This is a genomic window from Streptomyces sp. NPDC012508, from assembly GCF_042902595.1.
Taxonomy (GTDB): domain Bacteria; phylum Actinomycetota; class Actinomycetes; order Streptomycetales; family Streptomycetaceae; genus Streptomyces.
In genome coordinates this window covers 212,740-230,073 of sequence record NZ_JBIBEO010000001.1, presented here as the reverse complement: position 1 = coordinate 230,073, position 17,334 = coordinate 212,740, and the positions used below count along the sequence as shown (strand labels likewise).

16 protein-coding genes and 1 pseudogene are annotated in these 17,334 nt (G+C 72.2%); 9 read left to right on the top strand and 8 right to left on the bottom strand.

The genetic code is table 11. The features are described from left to right. Positions 1 to 88 precede the first annotated feature (88 nt). On the top strand, positions 89 to 478 hold the full coding sequence (locus ACFY8U_RS00880; RefSeq protein ID WP_389563901.1) for a hypothetical protein: 390 nt from the start codon (positions 89 to 91) through the stop codon (positions 476 to 478). Here the strand turns inward: ACFY8U_RS00880 and ACFY8U_RS00875 are convergent. The 4 genes from ACFY8U_RS00875 to ACFY8U_RS00860 form a co-directional block, all read right to left on the bottom strand. Continuing rightward, a complete protein-coding gene (locus ACFY8U_RS00875) occupies positions 475 to 1,287 on the bottom strand; it encodes an SDR family NAD(P)-dependent oxidoreductase (protein WP_389563899.1) in 813 nt (270 codons plus the stop codon). The two genes, ACFY8U_RS00880 and ACFY8U_RS00875, sit on opposite strands and share 4 nt — an antisense overlap. A gap of 124 nt (positions 1,288 to 1,411) precedes the next feature. After that, positions 1,412 to 1,837 (bottom strand): contact-dependent growth inhibition system immunity protein, encoded by a 426-nt coding sequence (locus ACFY8U_RS00870; RefSeq protein ID WP_389563897.1) that lies wholly within the window; start codon positions 1,835 to 1,837, stop codon positions 1,412 to 1,414. Between the two features lie 97 nt (positions 1,838 to 1,934). After that, positions 1,935 to 2,852: a S1 family peptidase gene (locus ACFY8U_RS00865; RefSeq protein WP_389563894.1), complete on the bottom strand. Its 918-nt coding sequence runs from the start codon at positions 2,850 to 2,852 to the stop codon at positions 1,935 to 1,937. A gap of 657 nt (positions 2,853 to 3,509) precedes the next feature. After that, positions 3,510 to 4,694, bottom strand: coding sequence for a serine hydrolase domain-containing protein (locus ACFY8U_RS00860; RefSeq protein WP_389563892.1), 1,185 nt, complete (start codon positions 4,692 to 4,694; stop codon positions 3,510 to 3,512). A gap of 223 nt (positions 4,695 to 4,917) precedes the next feature. Between ACFY8U_RS00860 and ACFY8U_RS00855 the strand changes: the two genes are divergently transcribed. The 3 genes from ACFY8U_RS00855 to ACFY8U_RS00845 all read left to right on the top strand — a co-directional run bounded on the left by ACFY8U_RS00855 (position 4,918) and on the right by ACFY8U_RS00845 (position 9,445). Further along, positions 4,918 to 6,759, top strand: a complete 1,842-nt coding sequence (locus tag ACFY8U_RS00855) for a glycoside hydrolase family 15 protein (RefSeq protein ID WP_389563890.1) — start codon at positions 4,918 to 4,920, stop codon at positions 6,757 to 6,759. A gap of 223 nt (positions 6,760 to 6,982) precedes the next feature. Continuing rightward, positions 6,983 to 7,621 carry a PadR family transcriptional regulator gene (locus ACFY8U_RS00850; RefSeq protein WP_389563887.1) on the top strand — a complete coding sequence of 213 codons (639 nt, stop codon included), beginning with the start codon at positions 6,983 to 6,985 and terminating at the stop codon, positions 7,619 to 7,621. Positions 7,622 to 7,720: 99 nt separating this feature from the next. After that, the gene (locus ACFY8U_RS00845) at positions 7,721 to 9,445 is read left to right on the top strand and encodes an acyl-CoA dehydrogenase family protein (protein ID WP_389563884.1); all 1,725 of its coding nucleotides are present in this window, start codon (positions 7,721 to 7,723) and stop codon (positions 9,443 to 9,445) included. 168 nt (positions 9,446 to 9,613) lie between these two features. Here the strand turns inward: ACFY8U_RS00845 and ACFY8U_RS00840 are convergent, their stop codons facing one another. After that, complete coding sequence (locus ACFY8U_RS00840; RefSeq protein WP_389563881.1) at positions 9,614 to 10,777, bottom strand: DNA gyrase subunit B; 1,164 nt, start codon at positions 10,775 to 10,777, stop codon at positions 9,614 to 9,616. A 308-nt stretch (positions 10,778 to 11,085) separates the two neighbouring features. Here ACFY8U_RS00840 and ACFY8U_RS00835 point away from each other — a divergent pair. Both ACFY8U_RS00835 and ACFY8U_RS00830 read left to right on the top strand, forming a co-directional pair. Continuing rightward, positions 11,086 to 11,151, top strand: a pseudogene (locus tag ACFY8U_RS00835) (DNA-3-methyladenine glycosylase I); the annotation flags it as partial. A 189-nt stretch (positions 11,152 to 11,340) separates the two neighbouring features. After that, positions 11,341 to 13,209: an APC family permease gene (locus ACFY8U_RS00830; RefSeq protein ID WP_389566073.1), complete on the top strand. Its 1,869-nt coding sequence runs from the start codon at positions 11,341 to 11,343 to the stop codon at positions 13,207 to 13,209. Positions 13,210 to 13,433: 224 nt separating this feature from the next. Here ACFY8U_RS00830 and lysA read toward each other — a convergent pair whose 3' ends face one another. Both lysA and ACFY8U_RS00820 read right to left on the bottom strand, forming a co-directional pair. Further along, the gene (lysA, locus tag ACFY8U_RS00825; protein WP_389563878.1) at positions 13,434 to 14,768 is read right to left on the bottom strand and encodes a diaminopimelate decarboxylase; all 1,335 of its coding nucleotides are present in this window, start codon (positions 14,766 to 14,768) and stop codon (positions 13,434 to 13,436) included. A gap of 17 nt (positions 14,769 to 14,785) precedes the next feature. Continuing rightward, a complete protein-coding gene (locus tag ACFY8U_RS00820; RefSeq protein ID WP_389563875.1) occupies positions 14,786 to 15,136 on the bottom strand; it encodes an SAV_915 family protein in 351 nt (116 codons plus the stop codon). A gap of 303 nt (positions 15,137 to 15,439) precedes the next feature. Here ACFY8U_RS00820 and ACFY8U_RS00815 point away from each other — a divergent pair, with 303 nt between their 5' ends. Beyond that, the gene (locus ACFY8U_RS00815) at positions 15,440 to 15,937 is read left to right on the top strand and encodes a universal stress protein (RefSeq protein ID WP_389563872.1); all 498 of its coding nucleotides are present in this window, start codon (positions 15,440 to 15,442) and stop codon (positions 15,935 to 15,937) included. Positions 15,938 to 16,279: 342 nt separating this feature from the next. Here the strand turns inward: ACFY8U_RS00815 and ACFY8U_RS00810 are convergent, their stop codons facing one another. Next, complete coding sequence (locus tag ACFY8U_RS00810) at positions 16,280 to 16,837, bottom strand: hypothetical protein (RefSeq protein ID WP_389563870.1); 558 nt, start codon at positions 16,835 to 16,837, stop codon at positions 16,280 to 16,282. 261 nt (positions 16,838 to 17,098) lie between these two features. Here ACFY8U_RS00810 and ACFY8U_RS00805 point away from each other — a divergent pair, with 261 nt between their 5' ends. Further along, positions 17,099 to 17,248 carry a hypothetical protein gene (locus ACFY8U_RS00805; RefSeq protein WP_389563868.1) on the top strand — a complete coding sequence of 50 codons (150 nt, stop codon included), beginning with the start codon at positions 17,099 to 17,101 and terminating at the stop codon, positions 17,246 to 17,248. After that, positions 17,245 to 17,334 carry a K(+)-transporting ATPase subunit F gene (kdpF, locus tag ACFY8U_RS00800; protein ID WP_361608798.1) on the top strand — a complete coding sequence of 30 codons (90 nt, stop codon included), beginning with the start codon at positions 17,245 to 17,247 and terminating at the stop codon, positions 17,332 to 17,334. Before ACFY8U_RS00805 ends, kdpF begins: the two co-directional genes overlap by 4 nt.

Genomic DNA, 17,334 nt, shown 5'->3' with positions numbered 1-17,334 from the left:
CGTCGGCCTCACATTCCATGGCCCTGTGTCGTCGGACTTCCGGGACAGTACCGATCCACCGCCGCGAGGCAGATGAGGGGACCACGTCATGGCCACCGAGACGACGACCGTACAGAGCGGCTTCACCTTCCTGAAGGTCGCGAGCGCCCTCCAGAGCTTGTCCCTCCTCTTCCAGGCGGCCAGCGCCGGTCTGCTGCTGTCCGCCTCCTACGGTGAGGTGCTGCACAGCGTCGGAGCGCGCGTGATGTACGGCGCCTCGATGCTCTACCTGCTCGCCGCGATCCTGGCCTGGCGCCCGGGCGGCGGATCGCCCCGCCCCATCCTGTACGCCACCGGCTTCCTGGCCCTCGCCTCGGCGCAGGTGGGCCTGGGCATCGCGCACGTTCCGTCGTGGCACGTCCCCCTGGGCGTGCTGATGTTCGGCCTGAGCGTCCTGGCCCTGGTTCCCGGGGACCGCGTACGTCGTCGCGAGGGCTAGACGATCAGCTCGCTGGTGAGCCGCATCAGGCGCTTGCGGGCCTCCGCGTCGTACGCCTGCTCGTGGGCGGGCGCGTCCGTGAACCGGTCGAAGTAGCGGCCCGTGGTGGTGGCGAGTTCCGGGTCCAGGAGGAGGCGGACCGTCGGCCGGACGCCCTCGTCCGTTCCGGTGACGGGGGTGAGGCCGTAGGCGCGGACGCCGTCCGTGTCCATCAGGTGGGCGGGATGGAGTGCGTTCACCGTGACTCCGGTGCCTTCCAGTTCCGCGGCCAGTTCGAAGGTCGCCATGATCATGGCCAGCTTGCTTCTGCAGTACGCGCGCAGGCCCTCGTAGTCCCGCTCCAGCATGACGTCGTCGAAGTCGATGGCCTCCTGACCCATCGAGGCGACGTTGACCACGCGGGCGGGGGCGGAGGCGGTGAGCAGGGGCAGCAGGTCGCGGGTGAGGGCGTAGGGGGCGAGGTGATTGGTGGCGAAGCGGAGTTCGTACCCCTGGCGGCTCAGCTCGCGGGTGAGCGGGTGGGAGCCGCCGCCCGCCACCGCGTTGTTGATGAGGCCGTCGAGGTACGGCTCCGCCGCGCGGATCCGCTCGGCCATCGCGTGCACCTGGTCCAGATCGGACAGGTCGGCGAGGTACGTGCGGACGGTGACGTCCGCGGACGCGGCCCGGGCCTCGGCGGCCACGGCGTCGAGGCGCGCGCGGTTGCGGCCGTGCAGCAGGACCGTGCCGCCGCGCGAGGCCAGGTCGAGAGCGAGGGCCCGGCCCATGCCCTGGGTGGTGCCGGTGATGAGAGTGGTGCGCTGGTTCATGGCAGCCACCCTCGCAGGACGCGGGGGCGGGAGGGAGTGTGTGCCGGGCCTGGTGTCGTCACCACCAGGCTCGGCCCACCCCGTCGCGGACGGGCACCTCCTCCGGCGGCGGCGTCGCATCGGGTCAGGAGGACGATCCGTAGCGGGCGACGAAGCGGCCGAGGTCGTCGGGCGCGCCGCGCGGCAGATCGGCGAACGCGGCCCGGGGGAGGGCCGCGACCGCGGCGGCCAGTTCGTCCGCGAGGTCCGGCAGCGGGTCCCACGCCGTCTCCGGGACCGTGACGGTCGCGAGCAGCAGGTCACCCTCGTAGAAGTACGCGTCCAGCAGCGGCTCTTCGAGGAGCAGGCGCACCGCCGGAGGGAGCACGAACGGCAGGGCCACCTGCTGGGCGAGGAGCGTCCGCAGATCCGCGGGGGCCAGCTCCCGGAGCGGTACGCGCCGCAGTGCGTGCACCGTGCGGACCAGATGCGTCGCGTCCGCGGCCGGCTCCGCCCAGCGGGGAGGGTCCAGCTCGTCGAGCGTACGGTCGAGGTGCAGCAGGCGTTTCACGGGCCCATTCTCCGCCGTCGGGGGTCCGTAGACGACTCATGGGCGAAGCCGGCGGCCCCCGCGAGGGGACCGCCGGCCCGTGTGGTTCGTCGGCGCGCTAGAAGACGCTCACGCCGTACGCGCTGAGGGCTTCCGTCACCGGCTGGAAGAACGTGGTCCCGCCGCTGCTGCAGTTGCCGCTGCCGCCCGAGGTGAGGCCGAGCGCGGTCGTGCCCGAGAACAGGGCGCCGCCGCTGTCGCCCGGCTCGGCGCAGACGTTGGTCTGGATCATGCCGTAGACGACGTCGCCGCCGCCGTAGTTGACGGTGGCGTTGAGGCCGGTGACCGTACCGCCACGCAGGCCGGTCGTGCTGCCGCTGCGCTGCACGGACTGACCCACGGACGCGTTGCCGGCGCCGGTGATGTCGCGGTAGCTGCCGTTGTAGAGGTAGACCCGGCCGTCGGCTGCCGAGGCGTTGGAGTGACGGATGATGCCGTAGTCGTTGGTCGGGAAGCTGGAACCGGCCCGGGTACCGAGCACGGTGGTGTTGGCCGAGTTGGTGTACCAGGTGCTGCCGATGTTGGTGCAGTGACCGGCCGTCAGGGCGTAGTAGGTCGAGCCGCTGCGGACGTTGAAGCCGAGCGAGCAGCGCCCGCCGCCCGCGTAGATGGCCTGGCCGCCCGCGATGAGCTTGGTGAACGTGCCGGGCGTCCGCTTGATCTCCAGGTCGGCCGCGCGGTCGCCCGCCGCCTTCCTGATCTTGGCGATCTCGGCGGCGGAGACGGTGGAGTCGGCGGTGACGACGACCTTCCCGGTCGCCGCGTCGGTGTACCACGCGGTGCCGGGCACGTCCGCTCCGCGTACGGCCTGGTCGGCGGCGGCGAGTTGGGTGGCGGTGGCCCGGCCGTCGTCGACCGTCGCCGCGGACGACATGGGGGCGGCAAGCGCCGAGGCGGCGAGCAGCGCGGAGGCCACGGCGATCAGCCGGGCGCCCTTGGCGACGCCGCCGAGGGGGGACAGACGCTTGAGGTTCACTACATCCTCCGGTGGGGGGAGTGGGGGGACCCGCTGGGTGGGCGGACCCTTGCCGCGGAGCCGGCAGGTTCAGGGCGGAGGACGGACGTTCAGGAACACCGCCATGGACCTGTCAAACTCAACAAGGGGAATCCTCGAATCCGACGGCCGCGGCGGCAAGAACACCTTTCGGCCGATCTACGCGCGTCCATGCGGTCCGAAGCGTGGACGGGGGTCGCGTACGAGCGGATCCGTCGCGGCGTCCGGCGTGCGGGGTCGCGCAGGTGCAAACGCTTGCGGCAATTTGCTGACTGCCCTTCAGGGGAAGCCTTCCCAGGTCGGGCTGGTTCGGACGGGGGAGTCCAGGAAGCGGAAGGCGACGCCCCGTTTCCCCTGTTCACCCACCAGGGCCGTCCTCGCGTCTGCGCCTCCGCGCCTCCGCGCGCCCGCCGGTGACGCACCGCCGGGCGGGGCCCCGGTCGGGCGCGGGAGCGGTAGCGGGCGCACAGATCCGGCCGCGAGTCGAGCTGCGCGGGGCGTGTGGCCGGCCCGGAGTGCGCGGCCGTGAGGCGGCCGTTCCGATGCCGGTGGGCGCCGAGTGGTACAGGTGCCCGGCGCCCCTCAATGCCCCGCATTCGTTCTTTCCGTCCCGGCCGACCGGGTGTCCGGTTCCCGGTGTCAGAGCGCCTCGTACACGGCGGCTGTCAGAGCCGTCTTGCGTGGATCGTCCGCGATGTGGGGGCCCATGCGGTTCATCACATATCCCAGGGACACCCCGGATTCGGGGTCCGCGAGGCCGCAGGAGCCGCCGAAGCCGTCATGCCCGAAGGCCCGCGGATTGGGGCCGTACGAGGCGTTGGGGCCGCTCAGCCACAGCCCGAGCGCGCACTCCGTGTCGTGGGCGAAGCCCGCGCCGAGCACCAGGTCGCGACAGACCCCCTGGCCCTCGCGGACCCGTTCGGCGGTCTGCTCGGAGAGGATCCGGTGATCGCCGTACCGGCCACGCCCCGCGAAGACGCCGTACAGCTGCGCGACCGCCCGGGCCGTTCCGTGACCGTTGGCCGCCGGCAGTTCGGCGGCGCGCCACTCGGGGCTGTTGGCCTGGTCGGCGCCGACGAGCGGGTTGGCCAGGGCGGCCTGTGCCGCGGGCTCCAACTGGGCGAACATCGCCGCTTGTTCGCTCGCCGCGGAGGTCCGCGGGTGCACGAGCTCGGCCGCCCGGTCCGCCTCCTTCTCCGGCAGACCGATGGTGAAGTCGATGCCGAGCGGTCCGGTGATCTCGTGGCGGAGGAAGGCGCCGGGCAGCTCACCGGTGACGCGTCGGATCACCTCGCCGACCAGGAAGCCGTACGTCATGGCGTGGTACCCGGAGCGGGTGCCGGGCTCCCACCACGGCTCCATCGCGGCGAGCCGGGCGGTCGTCACCTCCCAGTCGTAGAACTCCGCGAGGGAGAGCGGCTCACGCAGGCCGGACAGCCCCGCGCGGTGGGACAGGAGATGGCGTACGGGAAGGGTCTCCTTGCCCGCCACGCCGAACTCTGGCCAGTACGAGGCGACCGGCGCGTCCAGGTCGAGCAGCCCGCGGTCCGCGAGCAGGTGGGCGCAGAGAGCGGTCACGCCCTTGGTCGTGGACCAGACGTTGACGACCGTGTCGCGCTCCCAGGGGCGCGTGCGAGCGGCGTCCGCCCAGCCGCCCCACAGGTCGACCACGGTCTCGCCGTGGACCTGGACCGTCACCGCCGCGCCGAGTTCTTCCCTCGTACGGAAGTTGGCCTCGAAGGCGTCCCGTACGGCGGCGAAACGGGGATCGCAGTGACCCTCGATCGCGGGGGCGTGCGAACGGACCGGGTCGGGCTCGGGCATGACGTCCTCCAGGGGTTCCTCGACGGTTCCGCGCAACATACCGACTGGTCGGACCGGCGGGAAGGGTGCGCGCAACCCGTACGGCGGGCGGCGGCTCGCGCCGCCGCGCGCGTTCGCCCGGTCGGTGGCTCCCTGTTGCCGAATCGGGCGACGGCGGGTTGCGTGGGATCGAGACGGCGCGCGGCACCGGAACGCCCGAGCCGCGGCGGAAGCGAGGTCCCGGGTGCCCGGCTATCCACCGATCGCGGACCATGGACTGATCGGCGACCTCCAGTGCGCCGCGCTGGTCTCCGCCGGCGGAGCGGTCGACTGGTTCTGCGCACCCCGCTTCGACTCGCCGAGCATCTTCGCCTCCCTCCTCGACCTGGAGCGCGGCGGCCACTTCACCATCGCTCCCCCCTCGGACGACGTGACCGTCCGCCAGCTCTACCTGCCCGACACGGCCGTCCTGATCACCCGTTTCCTCACCCCCGAAGGGGTGGGCGAGGTGGTCGACTTCATGCCGGTGAGCGAGCAGCCGGACGTACCCACCGACCGGCACCGCATGGTGCGGGCGCTGCGCGTGGTGCGCGGGACCCTCACCTTCCATGTGCAGTGCAGGCCGCGCTTCGACTACGGCCGCGCACCGCACACGCTCACGCTCGACGGCGATGCCGCCACGTTCCACGGCCCCGGCCTCGACGTACATCTGCGCGGCACCGTGCCTCTGGAGGCCGACGGCCAGGACGTCCGTGCCACCCTCACCCTCCGGCAGGGCGAGATCGCCGGAATCGTGCTGGAGACCGCGTCGCCCTCCTCGGGAGCGCCGCCCGCCGCCGCCCCCGCCCCGGTCACCGCACGGACACTGGAGGGGGACGTCAGGGAGACCCACGCCTTCTGGCACCGGTGGATCCGCCGCTGCCGCTACCAGGGGCGCTGGCAGCACATGGTCAACCGCTCGGCCATCACCCTCAAACTGCTCATCTACGCCCCGACCGGGGCGCCGATCGCCGCCGCCACCATGGGCCTGCCCGAACAGATCGGCGGGGAGCGGAACTGGGACTACCGCTACACCTGGATCCGGGACGCGTCCCTCTCGGTACGCGTCCTGCTCGACCTCGGCTTCGTCGAGGAGGCCGACGCCTTCCGCCGCTGGCTCGGCCTGCGCGCCCACGCGCCCCGCTCGCCGGGCGGCGAACCGATGCAGATCATGTACCGCATCGACGGTGACCCGCACCTGACCGAGGAGACCCTGGACCATCTGTCCGGCTACCGCGACTCCGCTCCCGTACGGGCCGGGAACGGGGCGGCCGAGCAACTGCAGCTCGACATCTACGGCGAGCTCGCCTACGCGATGACCCACTCCCCGGATCTTGCCGATCTCGCCGGCTATGAGGGGTGGCAGAGGTTCGCCGCGCTCCTCGACTGGCTCTGCGACCACTGGGACCGCCCCGACGAGGGCATCTGGGAGACCCGCGGGGGCCGGAAGCACTTCACGTACAGCCGGGTGATGTCCTGGGTCGCGCTCGACCGCGGCATCCGCCTCGCCAACGAGTACGCCCGTCCGGCCGACGTGGCGCGCTGGACGGTGCAGCGCGACGCGATCCTCACCCAGGTGATGGAACGCGGCTGGAACCCAGGGCGCGCGGCGTTCGTGCAGCACTACGACAGCGAGGTCCTCGACGCCTCGCTGCTGCTCATGCCGCTGGTCGGCTTCATCTCCCCGAGGTCGTCCCGGTGGCTGTCCACACTGGACGCCATGGACCGCGAACTCGTCACGGACAGCCTCGTCTACCGCTACAACCCCGAGGCGTCCCCCGACGGCCTGCGCGGCTCCGAGGGTACCTTCTCGCTCTGCAGCTTCCTCTACGTCGAGGCGACGGCCCGTGCGGGCCGCCTGGACAAGGCCCGCTACGCGATGGACAAGATGCTCACCTACGCCAACCACGTCGGGCTCTTCGCCGAGGAGATCGGCCCGACGGGCGAGCAACTCGGCAACTTCCCGCAGGCGTTCACCCATCTCGCGCTGATCACGGCGGCGATGGCCCTCGACGAGGAACTCGACAAGGCCGCCGCCCGCGACTGAGGCCGGGTGACCGGCGCGTCCGGGCTCTGTCGGGCTCGGCAGGAGCCGGTGGAGGTGCCGGACCCCACCACCGGCTTCCGGCGCCTGCCCGCACCGAGCCGTGGTTCACGACGGTTGGAGCCGGGGTCCTGGACGCCCTCGTCGCCCGGCAGCCCGGGTGAGCCGCGTCTCACCCGGGCAGTCGCGCTTGCCTATGCAACGAGTTGCATAGAAGGATTCGGGTGTGGCGATCGAACACGCGATTCTTGTGTCCCTGCTGGAGAAGCCCGGTTCCGGCTACGAGCTGGCCCGGCGCTTCGAGCGGTCCATCGGGTACTTCTGGACCGCCAGCCATCAGCAGATCTACCGCGTGCTCAAGCGGATGGAGAGCGAGGGCTGGGTCGACGTCCAGGACGTCCCGCAGCAGGGCCGTCCGGACAAGAAGGAGTACTCCGTCGCGGCCCTCGGACGGACCGCCCTGTCCACCTGGCTGCACGAGCCCATCGAGCCCGAGAGCATCCGGCACGACCTCGCCGTGAAGATCCGCGGCGCCGCCTTCGACGACCCTGCCGCGCTGATCGGCGAGGTGGAGCGGCACCGGCAGACGCACACCGAGCGCCTCGCCCGCTACCTCGCGGGCGAGGAACGCGACTTCACGGGACCGGACGCGCCCGGTGCGACGGCCGGCGACTCGCCCGGCGCGACGGCCGATGGCTCGCCCGGTGCGTCCGGCAGCCCGGCCCGTGCGTCCGGCGGCTCGCTCGACGCGGGGAGGGAGCTCCAGCACGTCGTGCTGCGCGGAGGCATCGCGTACGAACGGATGACGCTCGCCTGGCTCGACGACGTCCTGGCCACCCTCCACCGGCTCGGCGCCGGGCGCTGACCGTACCTCCCGAGCCACCCGCCCGCGCCACCCCAAGCTCGCCACCCCACCCGCGCCACCCTGCCCACCGCACCCTCATCGGACCGAAAGACGGAGCTCATGGCCGACTCGCTGCTCTTCAACCCGCACACCTACGACCCGGCACACTTCGACCCCGAGACCCGCCGACTGCTGCGCGCCACCGTCGACTGGTTCGAGGAGCGCGGAAAGCGCCGGCTCATCGAGGACTACCGCACCCGTGCCTGGCTGGGGGACTTCCTCGCCTTCTCCGCCAAGGAAGGGCTCTTCGAGACCTTCCTGACGCCCTCCGCCGAGGCCGCCGAGGGACAGCGGGACAAGCGCTGGGACACCGCCCGTATCGCCGCCCTCAACGAGATCCTCGGCTTCTACGGGCTCGACTACTGGTACGCCTGGCAGGTCACCATCCTCGGCCTCGGCCCGGTCTGGCAGAGCGACAACGCCGCCGCGCGCGCCCGCGCCGCGGAACTCCTCGCCCAGGGTGAGGTGTTCGCCTTCGGCCTCTCCGAGAAGACCCACGGCGCCGACATCTACTCCACCGACATGCTGCTCGAGCCCGACGGTACGGGCGGCTTCCGGGCCACCGGGTCCAAGTACTACATCGGCAACGGCAACGCGGCCGGGCTCGTCTCCGTCTTCGGCCGCCGCACGGACGTCGAGGGCCCCGACGGCTACGTCTTCTTCGCCGCCGACAGCCGCCACCCCGCGTACCACCTGGTGAAGAACGTCGTCGACTCCTCGAAGTTCGTCAGCGAGTTTCGCCTGGAGGACTACCCCGTCGCGGCGGAGGACGTCCTGCACACCGGCCGGGCCGCCTTCGACGCCGCGCTCAACACCGTCAACGTCGGCAAGTTCAACCTCTGCACCGCCTCGATCGGCATCTGCGAGCACGCGATGTACGAGGCCGTCACCCACGCCCACAACCGCATCCTCTACGGCCGTCCCGTCACCGCCTTCCCGCACGTGCGCCGAGAGCTGACCGACGCGTACGTCCGTCTCGTCGGCATGAAGCTCTTCAGCGACCGGGCGGTCGACTACTTCCGCTCCGCCGGCCCCGACGACCGCCGCTACCTCCTCTTCAACCCGATGACGAAGATGAAGGTGACCACGGAGGGCGAGAAGGTCATCGACCTGATGTGGGACGTCATCGCCGCGAAGGGTTTCGAGAAGGACAACTACTTCGCCCAGGCGGCCATCGAGATCCGCGGCCTCCCCAAGCTGGAGGGCACGGTCCACGTCAACCTGGCGCTGATCCTGAAGTTCATGCGGAACCACCTCCTGGACCCGGCGGCGTACGAGCCCGTCCCGACCCGCCTGGACGAGGCCGACGACACGTTCCTCTTCCGCCAGGGCCCGGCCCGCGGTCTGGGATCCGTACGGTTCCACGACTGGCGCCCGGCGTACGACACGTACGCGCACCTGCCCAACGTCGGCCGCTTCCGCGAGCAGGCGGACGCGCTGTGCGAGTTCGTCCGCACCGCCGCGCCCGACGAGGAGCAGAGCCGCGACCTGGACCTCCTCCTCGCCGTGGGCCAGCTGTTCGCGCTCGTCGTCCACGGCCAGCTGGTCCTGGAGCAGGCGCGCCTCACGGAGCTCGACGAGGACGTCCTGGACGAGCTGTTCGCCGTCCTCGTACGGGACTTCTCCGCGCACGCGGTCGAGCTGCACGGCAAGGACTCCGCCACCGAGCAGCAGCAGGCCTGGTCGCTGGGGGCCGTGCGCCGCCCGGTCGTCGACGAGTCGCGCTCGGACCGCGTCTGGCAGCGCGTCGAGGCGCTCTCGGGTACCTACGAGATGGCCGAGTAGCCCACCCGCGCACCTCGTGCCGGGGTCCGTCCACGACCATGCGCGGACGGACCCCACCGGGGGCACTGGGCTGCCCCCTGAATGCCGCTGAGGTCTGCGCCGGAGACCGGGAGTGCGCCGAGGACCAGGGGTATGTCCGGCGCTCGCCGCTGGAAGAGTGAGTGCCGGTCAGTCCCGGCGGGCTCCCCGGACGATCCGGCCGACGACGGCCGCGGCCCGCTCCGGGTGTTGCTCCAGCCACCCGCCGAGGTGTTCCTGGACGGCCTGTCCGACGCAGGCGCGTACGGCGGAGTTGCCCAGCACGCCTCGTGTGGAGCCCCCGAACTCGGGACGGTCCAGCTTCACCGACACGACCGCCGTCAGCCCCTCGCCGATCCGATCGGCGCCGACGTCGGGATCCGTCGCCGCAAGCAGCCGCCGCTCCCGCGCGTACGCGGTGACCGCGGCCGCCACCCCGTCGCGGAAGCCCCGTGCGTGCGTGCCGTCGACGGTGGGCCGGCTGTTGGCGAAGCTCCGGACCAGCTCCTCACGAGGGCCGCGCCAACGGAAGGCGACCTCCATCACCCCCGCCATCCGCGGGTCCTCGCGCTCGAAGGCGATGGTGTCCGTGAGGGCGGGCGCGGCGGTGCGGCCGTCGAGGAAGGCCACGAAGTCACGCGCCCCGCCCGGGGACCGGAACTGCACCGCACGGGACTCGGCCGGGTGGCGCCGGTCGGTCAGCGAGATCTCCAGGGTGTGGTTCAGGAAGGCCAGTTCCCTGAATCGCTCCGCCAGTCCGTCGAACGAGTAATCCGTGGCTCCGAAGACGTCGGCGTCGGGCCAGAAGGCGATGGTGGTCCCGCTGCCGGTCGCTCTTCCCGCCTCGGTGAGCGGGGTGACGGTCACGCCGCGCGCGTACTCCTGGACCCAGCGGACTCCCTCGCGCCGCACCTCGGCCGTCATCCGCCGCGACAGGGCATTGACGACGAAGGGCCCCACGCCGCAGAAGCCGAGCGTCACGTCGCTGCGCCCGCCGGGTCCCGTACCGACCTGGGGGCGGGTCAGCAGGGCTTCGAGCCCGGGACCGCCGGCGCCCACCGCCACGTCGACGGGAACGCCCGGCCCGTCGTCGGCGACGCACACGCCGCCGTCGGACATGAGGGTGACGTCGACGGAGCGGGCACGGCCCGCCAGGACCTCGTTCACCGCCCGGCCGGCGACCTCGAACACCATGTGGCGCAGGCCGCGTTCGCCCGTCGAGCCGATGTACATCCCGGGCCGCTTCCGCACGGCTTCCAACCCCTCCAGTACCTGGATGCGGCTGGCGTCGTACCGGCTGGCTTCCTCGCTCACGATGTCCCCTCCGATGGTGTCCGGCAGAACGTCCCAGGCTAGGCGAACCCCAGGAAAACACCAGGTCAGAGCTGTTTCCTCGAAGCCGCGGGCGGGCGAGTGGGCGACTGCCCTGGGGTGGCTGGACCAGGGATCGCGAAGCGCCGCCGCAGTGCGGCCGGGGGCCCTCCGAGAGCCCGCACGGCACCGTTGCCGGCGGGCCCGAGGCCCTGAGTTCGGAGGGCAACGGCTGTACCGGCGTTCCCCCCCCGGCCCGGGCAGGCGCGGGCGGCGTCAGGGTCAGCAGCGGGGAGCCGCGGTGGTCCGGGTTGGGGCCCACCACCGCGTACGCGTTCATGCGGGCCGCCGGCCTCACCAACGACCACACCACCGACTGCTTCCGCCACGCCCAACTCGCTCCGTACCGCCCTGCGTCCACGGCACGCCCCGTCTTCCCGGCCCCTCGTATCGGAAGCGTGAAGAGAGGGACGCGGTGCGTATGGACGCCGACAAGAGGGCTGGGGGCCCCGCCGTGCGGCCTCCACGCTGTTCCTCGATCCGTCCCGTTCGAAGGAACCAGCACCATGGCCCTGCACACAGGCAAACCGACCCCGGCGCCGGAGGACACCGGCACGAAGGAACCGCCCGATACCGGGACCGGTCAGCGGCACAGACTCACCGCGCTCCAAGGTCTCGCCGCGCTGTCCTTGGACGCGATGGCGTCGGTGGCGTACGGGCCGGAGTCCATCGTCCTGGTCCTCGCGGCGGCCGGAGCGTACGGGATGGGGTTCACCCTCCCCGTCACGCTCGCGATCGGCGCCCTGCTGGCCGTCCTCGTCGCCTCGTACCGCCAGGTCATCGCCGCGTTCCCGGACGGCGGCGGCTCGTACGCCGTGGCCAAGCGGCATTTGGGCCGACGAACCGGCCTCGTGGCCGCCGGCTCGCTCATCCTCGACTACGTCCTCAACGTCGCGGTCTCCGTCACCGCCGGTGTCGCCGCCCTGACCTCGGCCTTCCCGCAGCTCCACGGCGAGCGGACCTGGATCTGCCTGGGCGTCCTCGTGGTCGTCACGGCGGTCAACCTGCGCGGCGTGGTCGACTCCGCCAAGGCGTTCCTGCTGCCGACCGCCCTCTTCGTCGGCTCGATCCTCACGATGATCACGGTCGGCCTCTTCCGCGACGCCCCCGCCAGCACCGCCTCCGCCGACGGCCACGCCTCGGCGCTCGGTGAAGGCGCCACCGCTGTCGGAGCCCTGCTCCTGCTCAAGGCGTTCGCGGCCGGCTGCTCCGCCCTCACCGGCGTCGAGGCCGTGGCCAACGCCGTACCGTCGTTCCGCGCCCCGGCCGCCCGCCGCGCCCAGCGCACCGAGGTGGCGCTCGGCGCACTGCTCGGTGTGATGCTCGTCGGCCTGTCCGTCCTGATCGGCCGCTTCCATCTCCAGCCGGTCGAAGGCGTGACCGTCCTCGCACAGCTCGCGGACGCCTCCTTCGGGCACAACGCGGCCTTCTACGTCGTCCAGTTCGCCACCGTGGTGCTGCTGGCGCTCGCCGCCAACACCTCCTTCGGCGGTCTGCCCGTTCTGATGAGCCTGCTGGCCCGCGACAACCATCTGCCGCACCTCTTCGCCCTCAAGGCCGACCGTCAGGTGCACCGGCACGGCGTGCTCGCGCTGGCCGTCGTCTCCGCCGTGCTGCTGGTCGTCTCCGGCGGCGACACGAACACCCTCGTCCCCCTCTTCGCGATCGGCGTGTTCGTCGGCTTCACCATCTGCCAGGTCGGCATGGTCCGCCACTGGTACGGCGAGCGGGGCAAGGGCCGGCGGGCGAAGGCCGTACTGAACGGGCTCGGCGCCCTCTTCACCGGCGTCGCCGCGGTCGTCGTCACCGCCACCAAGTTCACCGAGGGCGCCTGGCTGATCGTCCTCGCCCTGCCGCTGCTCGTCCTCGGCTTCGAGAAGGTCCACCGCGCGTACGGCCTGATCGGCGAACGCCTGGAGCTGGGCCGCGTCCCCGAACCCCCGAAGCGGGCCCACTCGCAGGTCGTCGTCCCCGTCTCCGGCCTCTCCAAGCTGACCTGCGAGGCGCTCACCGCGGCCCGCTCGCTGGGCGACGAGGTGGTCGCCATCACCGTCACCCACCCGGCGCCCGAGGACCGACGTGCCACGGAAGCGCTGCGCCGTGACTGGGAGTTGTGGAACCCGGGCGTCGAACTCGTCGAGCTCGGCTCACCGACCCGCGCGCTGGGCCGCCCGGTCTCCGGGTACGTCCGCGAACTGGCCGACACGCACCCCGCCTCCCAGATCACCGTACTGATCCCGGAGACCGAGCCCGCCCACCTCTGGCAGCGCCTGCTCCAGAACCAGCGCGGTTCCGTCGTCGCGCATGCCGTGCGGCGCGACACCGATGCGGTGATCTGCCGCCTCCGCTTCCGCATCACCGACGACGAGCGCTGACACCTCCCCGCCTGCCGACCATCGGCAGGCGGGGCGTTCTCGGCCATGCTCCCGGGCCTTGCGGCTCCCGGGCCTTGCGGCTCCCGGGCCGGCCGCCCCGGTTCGTGGCCCCCGGCCTAGCGGCCCCCCGGCCGGCTGCCCCGGCGGCGGCGCGTACGGCGACCGCCGGATCGTCGCTCTCGGAGCGACGATCCGGCGGGTTTCACCACGGACGGGGCGGGCGCCTACTCGCCGACGTCCCGGTTGCGGAGGTCGTCCAGCGTCTCGCGCCGTACCAGGAGACGAGCCCTGCCGCCGTCCACCGCGACCACCGGGGGACGGCCGACCATGTTGTAACCGGAGGCCATGGACAGCTGGTACGCCCCCGCCACCGGCACCGCGAGCAGATCGCCGGGCCGGATGTCACCGGGCAGCTCGACGTCCGCGGCGAGGATGTCGCCCGCCTCGCAGTGCCGGCCGACCACCGTGGCCGTCCGGGCGCCGGCGGTGGAGTGGTGGCCGACCAGACGAGGGACGTACCGCACCCCGTACAGCGCCGGGCGCGGGTTGTCGCTCATGCCGCCGTCCACGGCGACGAACACCTGATCGCCGGTGGTCTTCACTGCCAGCACCCGGTAGAGCGCCACGCCCGCCGGGCCCGCGACGGCCCGCCCGGGTTCGACGGTGAGCCGGGGTACCGGGAGCGAGCCCGCCGCACAGCTCGCGGCGAGTTCCGTGCGGAGCCCGCGGGCCAGGGCCGTGAGGTCGAGGGCGTGCTCGCCCGGGCGGTACGCGATGCCGTGACCTCCTCCCATGTCGAGTTCGGGCAGCACCAGGCCGTGGGTGTCGCGGATTCGGGCCATCAGGCCCACCAAGCGGCGCAGGGCGACGACGTACGGCTTCACGCGCGTGATCTGGGACCCGATGTGGCAGTGCAGCCCGACCAAGTGGAGTTGAGGCTGGGTCAGAAGGCGGGCGATGGCGTGCTGCGCGGTGCCGTCCGTGAGGGACAGGCCGAACTTCTGGCCGTCCGTGCCGGTACGGATCTTCTCGTGGCCGCCGGCCGAGACGCCGGGCACCACACGCACCAGCACCTTCTGACGGCCGCGCGGACCCACCGCGGCGGCGAGCCGCGCGATCTCCGACGGGCTGTCGATGACGATCCGGCCCACCCCGAGCCGCAGGGCGGTCTCGATGTCGCGCGGCGACTTCGCGTTGCCGTGCAGGACGATCCGGTCCGGTGGAAAACCGGAGGTGACGGCGAGTTCGAGCTCGCCGGCCGAGCACACGTCAAGGCCGAGGCCCTCCTCGGCGACCCAGCGGACCATGGTCCGGGAGAGGAACGCCTTGGCGGCGTACAGCACATCGGCGTCGGGGAAGGCATCCCGGTAGGTCCGGCAGCGGGCTCGTACCTCGCCCTCGTCCAGGACGTACGCCGGCGTGTCGAAGCGCTCGGCGACATCGGCGAGCGACACCCCGCCGACGGCGAGCCCGCCGCTCGGGAGCGGGGTGGTGGACGCCGGCCACACCGACAGATCGTCCGCGCCTGCGGCGATCTCGGAGACCAGAGCTGTGGTCATGGAATTCGTCCCCTTAATCAGACGGCTCGGAGGGCCTGGGCCGGCGGCAGGTCCGGCGTGGGTGTGGCCTCCTCGGGGACCGCGGGAGCCGACAGCGTCGGGTCGACGGTGACCAGACGCGCGCCGAGCGGCTCGCACAGGACCCGCAGGACGGCCTCCGAGAGCCGGATGCACGTCTGGTTCTCGCCCAGCACCGCGGTCAGCCGGTGCGTACTGGTGAAGCCGACCGCGGTACGCGCGCCGAGCGGCGTGCGGAACAGCCGGATCACGGTCTCCGCGCCGTTTCCCGGCCGGACGGGCACGTACAGCGGTCCGGCCGGGCCCTGTTCTTCGGGCTCGGGGTCGTCGTCGTACTGGAACAGACACATGGGGCCCTCCCTGGGGAGCCGCGAACGGTTGGTGGGACCCGGTCGCCGTGGGGCGGTCCGGGGCGCCACCGAAGCTATCCCCGGCGCCGTACCGTCGGAGCAGCGCTCTGACGCCGTCTTGACGCCGAACGACCGGTTCCGTACACGTCACTGACGGCCGACGGGGGCATCGCGTCAGAAGCCCGCCAGAGATGTCGTCCCCGGCGTCAGAAGACCGTCAGCAGCTACGCCCCGCGCCTTCCGGTGGCCCTTCCCTTGAGGGACAGCGAATCAGGAAGGCGGGAGACGGTGCGAGGACGAGTCGTGGTCGGGACCAACGGGTCCCTGGGGAGTCTGACGGTCCTGCACGAGGCCGCGGCGCAGGCCCGGACGCGGGGCGCGGAGCTGCTGGTCGTCCTGGCCTGGCAGCCGCCCGGCGGCGGCCCGGGCAGCCGGACCGCCTGCGGTCCCGCCGTACTCGCCGACTGCCGGAACGCGGCGGCCGAGCTGTTGCGCGAGGTCCTCGGCGCCTTCGAGGAAGGCCGTCCGCGGCTGCGGACGGGGGTGACGCCGGTCGGGCAGACCGTGCGGAGCACGCCCGGTGTCGCGCTGGTGGACGCGGTCCGCGACTCCGGTGACCTGCTCGTCGTCGGTACCGGCTCGCGCGGCCCGCTGCTGCGGGCCCTACGGCCTTCGGTGGTCCGGTACTGCGTGGCCCACGCCCCCTGCCCCGTCCTCGCGGTGCCACCCAGCCCCCTCCAGGCCGACCTGGACACCCTGCATCGCCGTGGCGCACGGCGTCTGCCGTCGGACGCCCGATAGCAGGCCCCACGCCGACACCGCACCTCAGTCCCTGAAGGCGCGCCTGAACGGTGCCCTCTAGGTGTTAGGTACGAAGAGGCTCAACCGGTAGGTCGTCGGCTGCTCCAGGCGCCCGCAGAACGTGTCGATCCGCACAGCGCTCCAGTCGATCCGCGTGTCCGACGCCCGGAGCCGTTGGACGTGGGCGCGCCACTCCGACTCGTCCTGGGTCTCGAAGAGCACGCTCCAGTGCCCGGAGGCCGGTGCGAACCGCTCCGTCCCGCCCCGGTGCCGCTTCCGCTTCCGCCGCCCTGGCATGGACACAGCATCGCCGAACGGATGCCAGGGCAGCAAGGCGATGTCCTACCGCTCGTCGGGCCGGCCCTCGTCCAGGCCGGAGATCCGGAACACCGCACGGGCCGTCTCCCGGTCGAGGCATCGGGCCAGCCGCTCCAGTTCGGCGCCGCCGCGGACCAGGGTGCCGCGGGCACGGGAGGTTCGGGCGTCCGCTTGCAGGAGGTGCCACAGGGGCGGGTTGGCGACGAAGACGCGCGGATCGACCTCGGCGCGACCGCCCGCGGTGTCGCACAGGATCAGTCGCTGGGCGACACCGCGGGACCAGTCGACGGAGGTCAGACGGTCGGTGTGCACGGTACGCCGGCACGTCAGGCCGCGGACGGTCAGCCGCCCCGGTGCGCCCTCCACCCGCGGCGGCAGAAGGATCACGAACACCAGGGCGGAGAGCCCGCACCACAGCAGTGCGTGGACGGGGCTCAGGCTGTGGTTCCCGGCCTCGACGGTGAGGGACATGCCGAGCAGCATCACCGCGAGCCCGACGGCGGCCCGCAGGTCCGAGGGCCGGCCCGTGTCGCGTACGGCACGGGGCGAGTGGTTCTCCGACGGTACGAAGGGGAGTGCCATGGAGCGAACGCTAGGACGGGGAACGGAGATCCGGCCCGGCACTTTACGGACTCACTATGCGGCGGCGGCGAGCCGCGGCCACGCTGCCGACCGCCCCGGCGGCGTAGTCCGCGTCCTCACCGCGAGCGTTCCGGGCGTCCGCTCCCGGCGGCCGAGCCTGGTCGGACCCCGCGCGCCCAGGTCGCGTGACCCCCGCCATAGCTCCGTACAGGACGCGTAAAGAGCCCGCTGCGGCCCGTATGGGAGCCGTTAACGGACGCCATGACCTGGCTGAAAGGCGGTTTCCTCATCACGTCCGAGAATCCGTTCTTCATCCAGGAGCCCACGATGGCCGACATGGCCTTCGTCGTCACCACGATCGCGATCTTCGCGCTGGTGGCTCTCATCGCCAAGGGGGTGGCCAAGCTGTGACTGCCGAGAGCATCGTCGGTCTGATCGTGGCCGTCGCCCTGCTGGTCTATCTCGTCCTCGCCCTCGTCAAGCCGGAGAGGTTCTGA

What these genes read in the sequence shown, in the direction of transcription:
- ACFY8U_RS00860 (WP_389563892.1), bottom strand. Translation starts at nt 4,694, where the DNA reads ATGCCCGAGCCCGACCCGGTCCGTTCGCACGCCCCCGCGATCGAGGGT.
- lysA (WP_389563878.1), bottom strand. Translation starts at nt 14,768, where the DNA reads ATGACCACAGCTCTGGTCTCCGAGATCGCCGCAGGCGCGGACGATCTG.
- ACFY8U_RS00830 (WP_389566073.1), top strand. Translation starts at nt 11,341, where the DNA reads ATGGCCCTGCACACAGGCAAACCGACCCCGGCGCCGGAGGACACCGGC.
- ACFY8U_RS00820 (WP_389563875.1), bottom strand. Translation starts at nt 15,136, where the DNA reads ATGTGTCTGTTCCAGTACGACGACGACCCCGAGCCCGAAGAACAGGGC.
- ACFY8U_RS00845 (WP_389563884.1), top strand. Translation starts at nt 7,721, where the DNA reads ATGGCCGACTCGCTGCTCTTCAACCCGCACACCTACGACCCGGCACAC.
- ACFY8U_RS00880 (WP_389563901.1), top strand. Translation starts at nt 89, where the DNA reads ATGGCCACCGAGACGACGACCGTACAGAGCGGCTTCACCTTCCTGAAG.
- ACFY8U_RS00810 (WP_389563870.1), bottom strand. Translation starts at nt 16,837, where the DNA reads ATGGCACTCCCCTTCGTACCGTCGGAGAACCACTCGCCCCGTGCCGTA.
- ACFY8U_RS00805 (WP_389563868.1), top strand. Translation starts at nt 17,099, where the DNA reads ATGACCTGGCTGAAAGGCGGTTTCCTCATCACGTCCGAGAATCCGTTC.
- ACFY8U_RS00875 (WP_389563899.1), bottom strand. Translation starts at nt 1,287, where the DNA reads ATGAACCAGCGCACCACTCTCATCACCGGCACCACCCAGGGCATGGGC.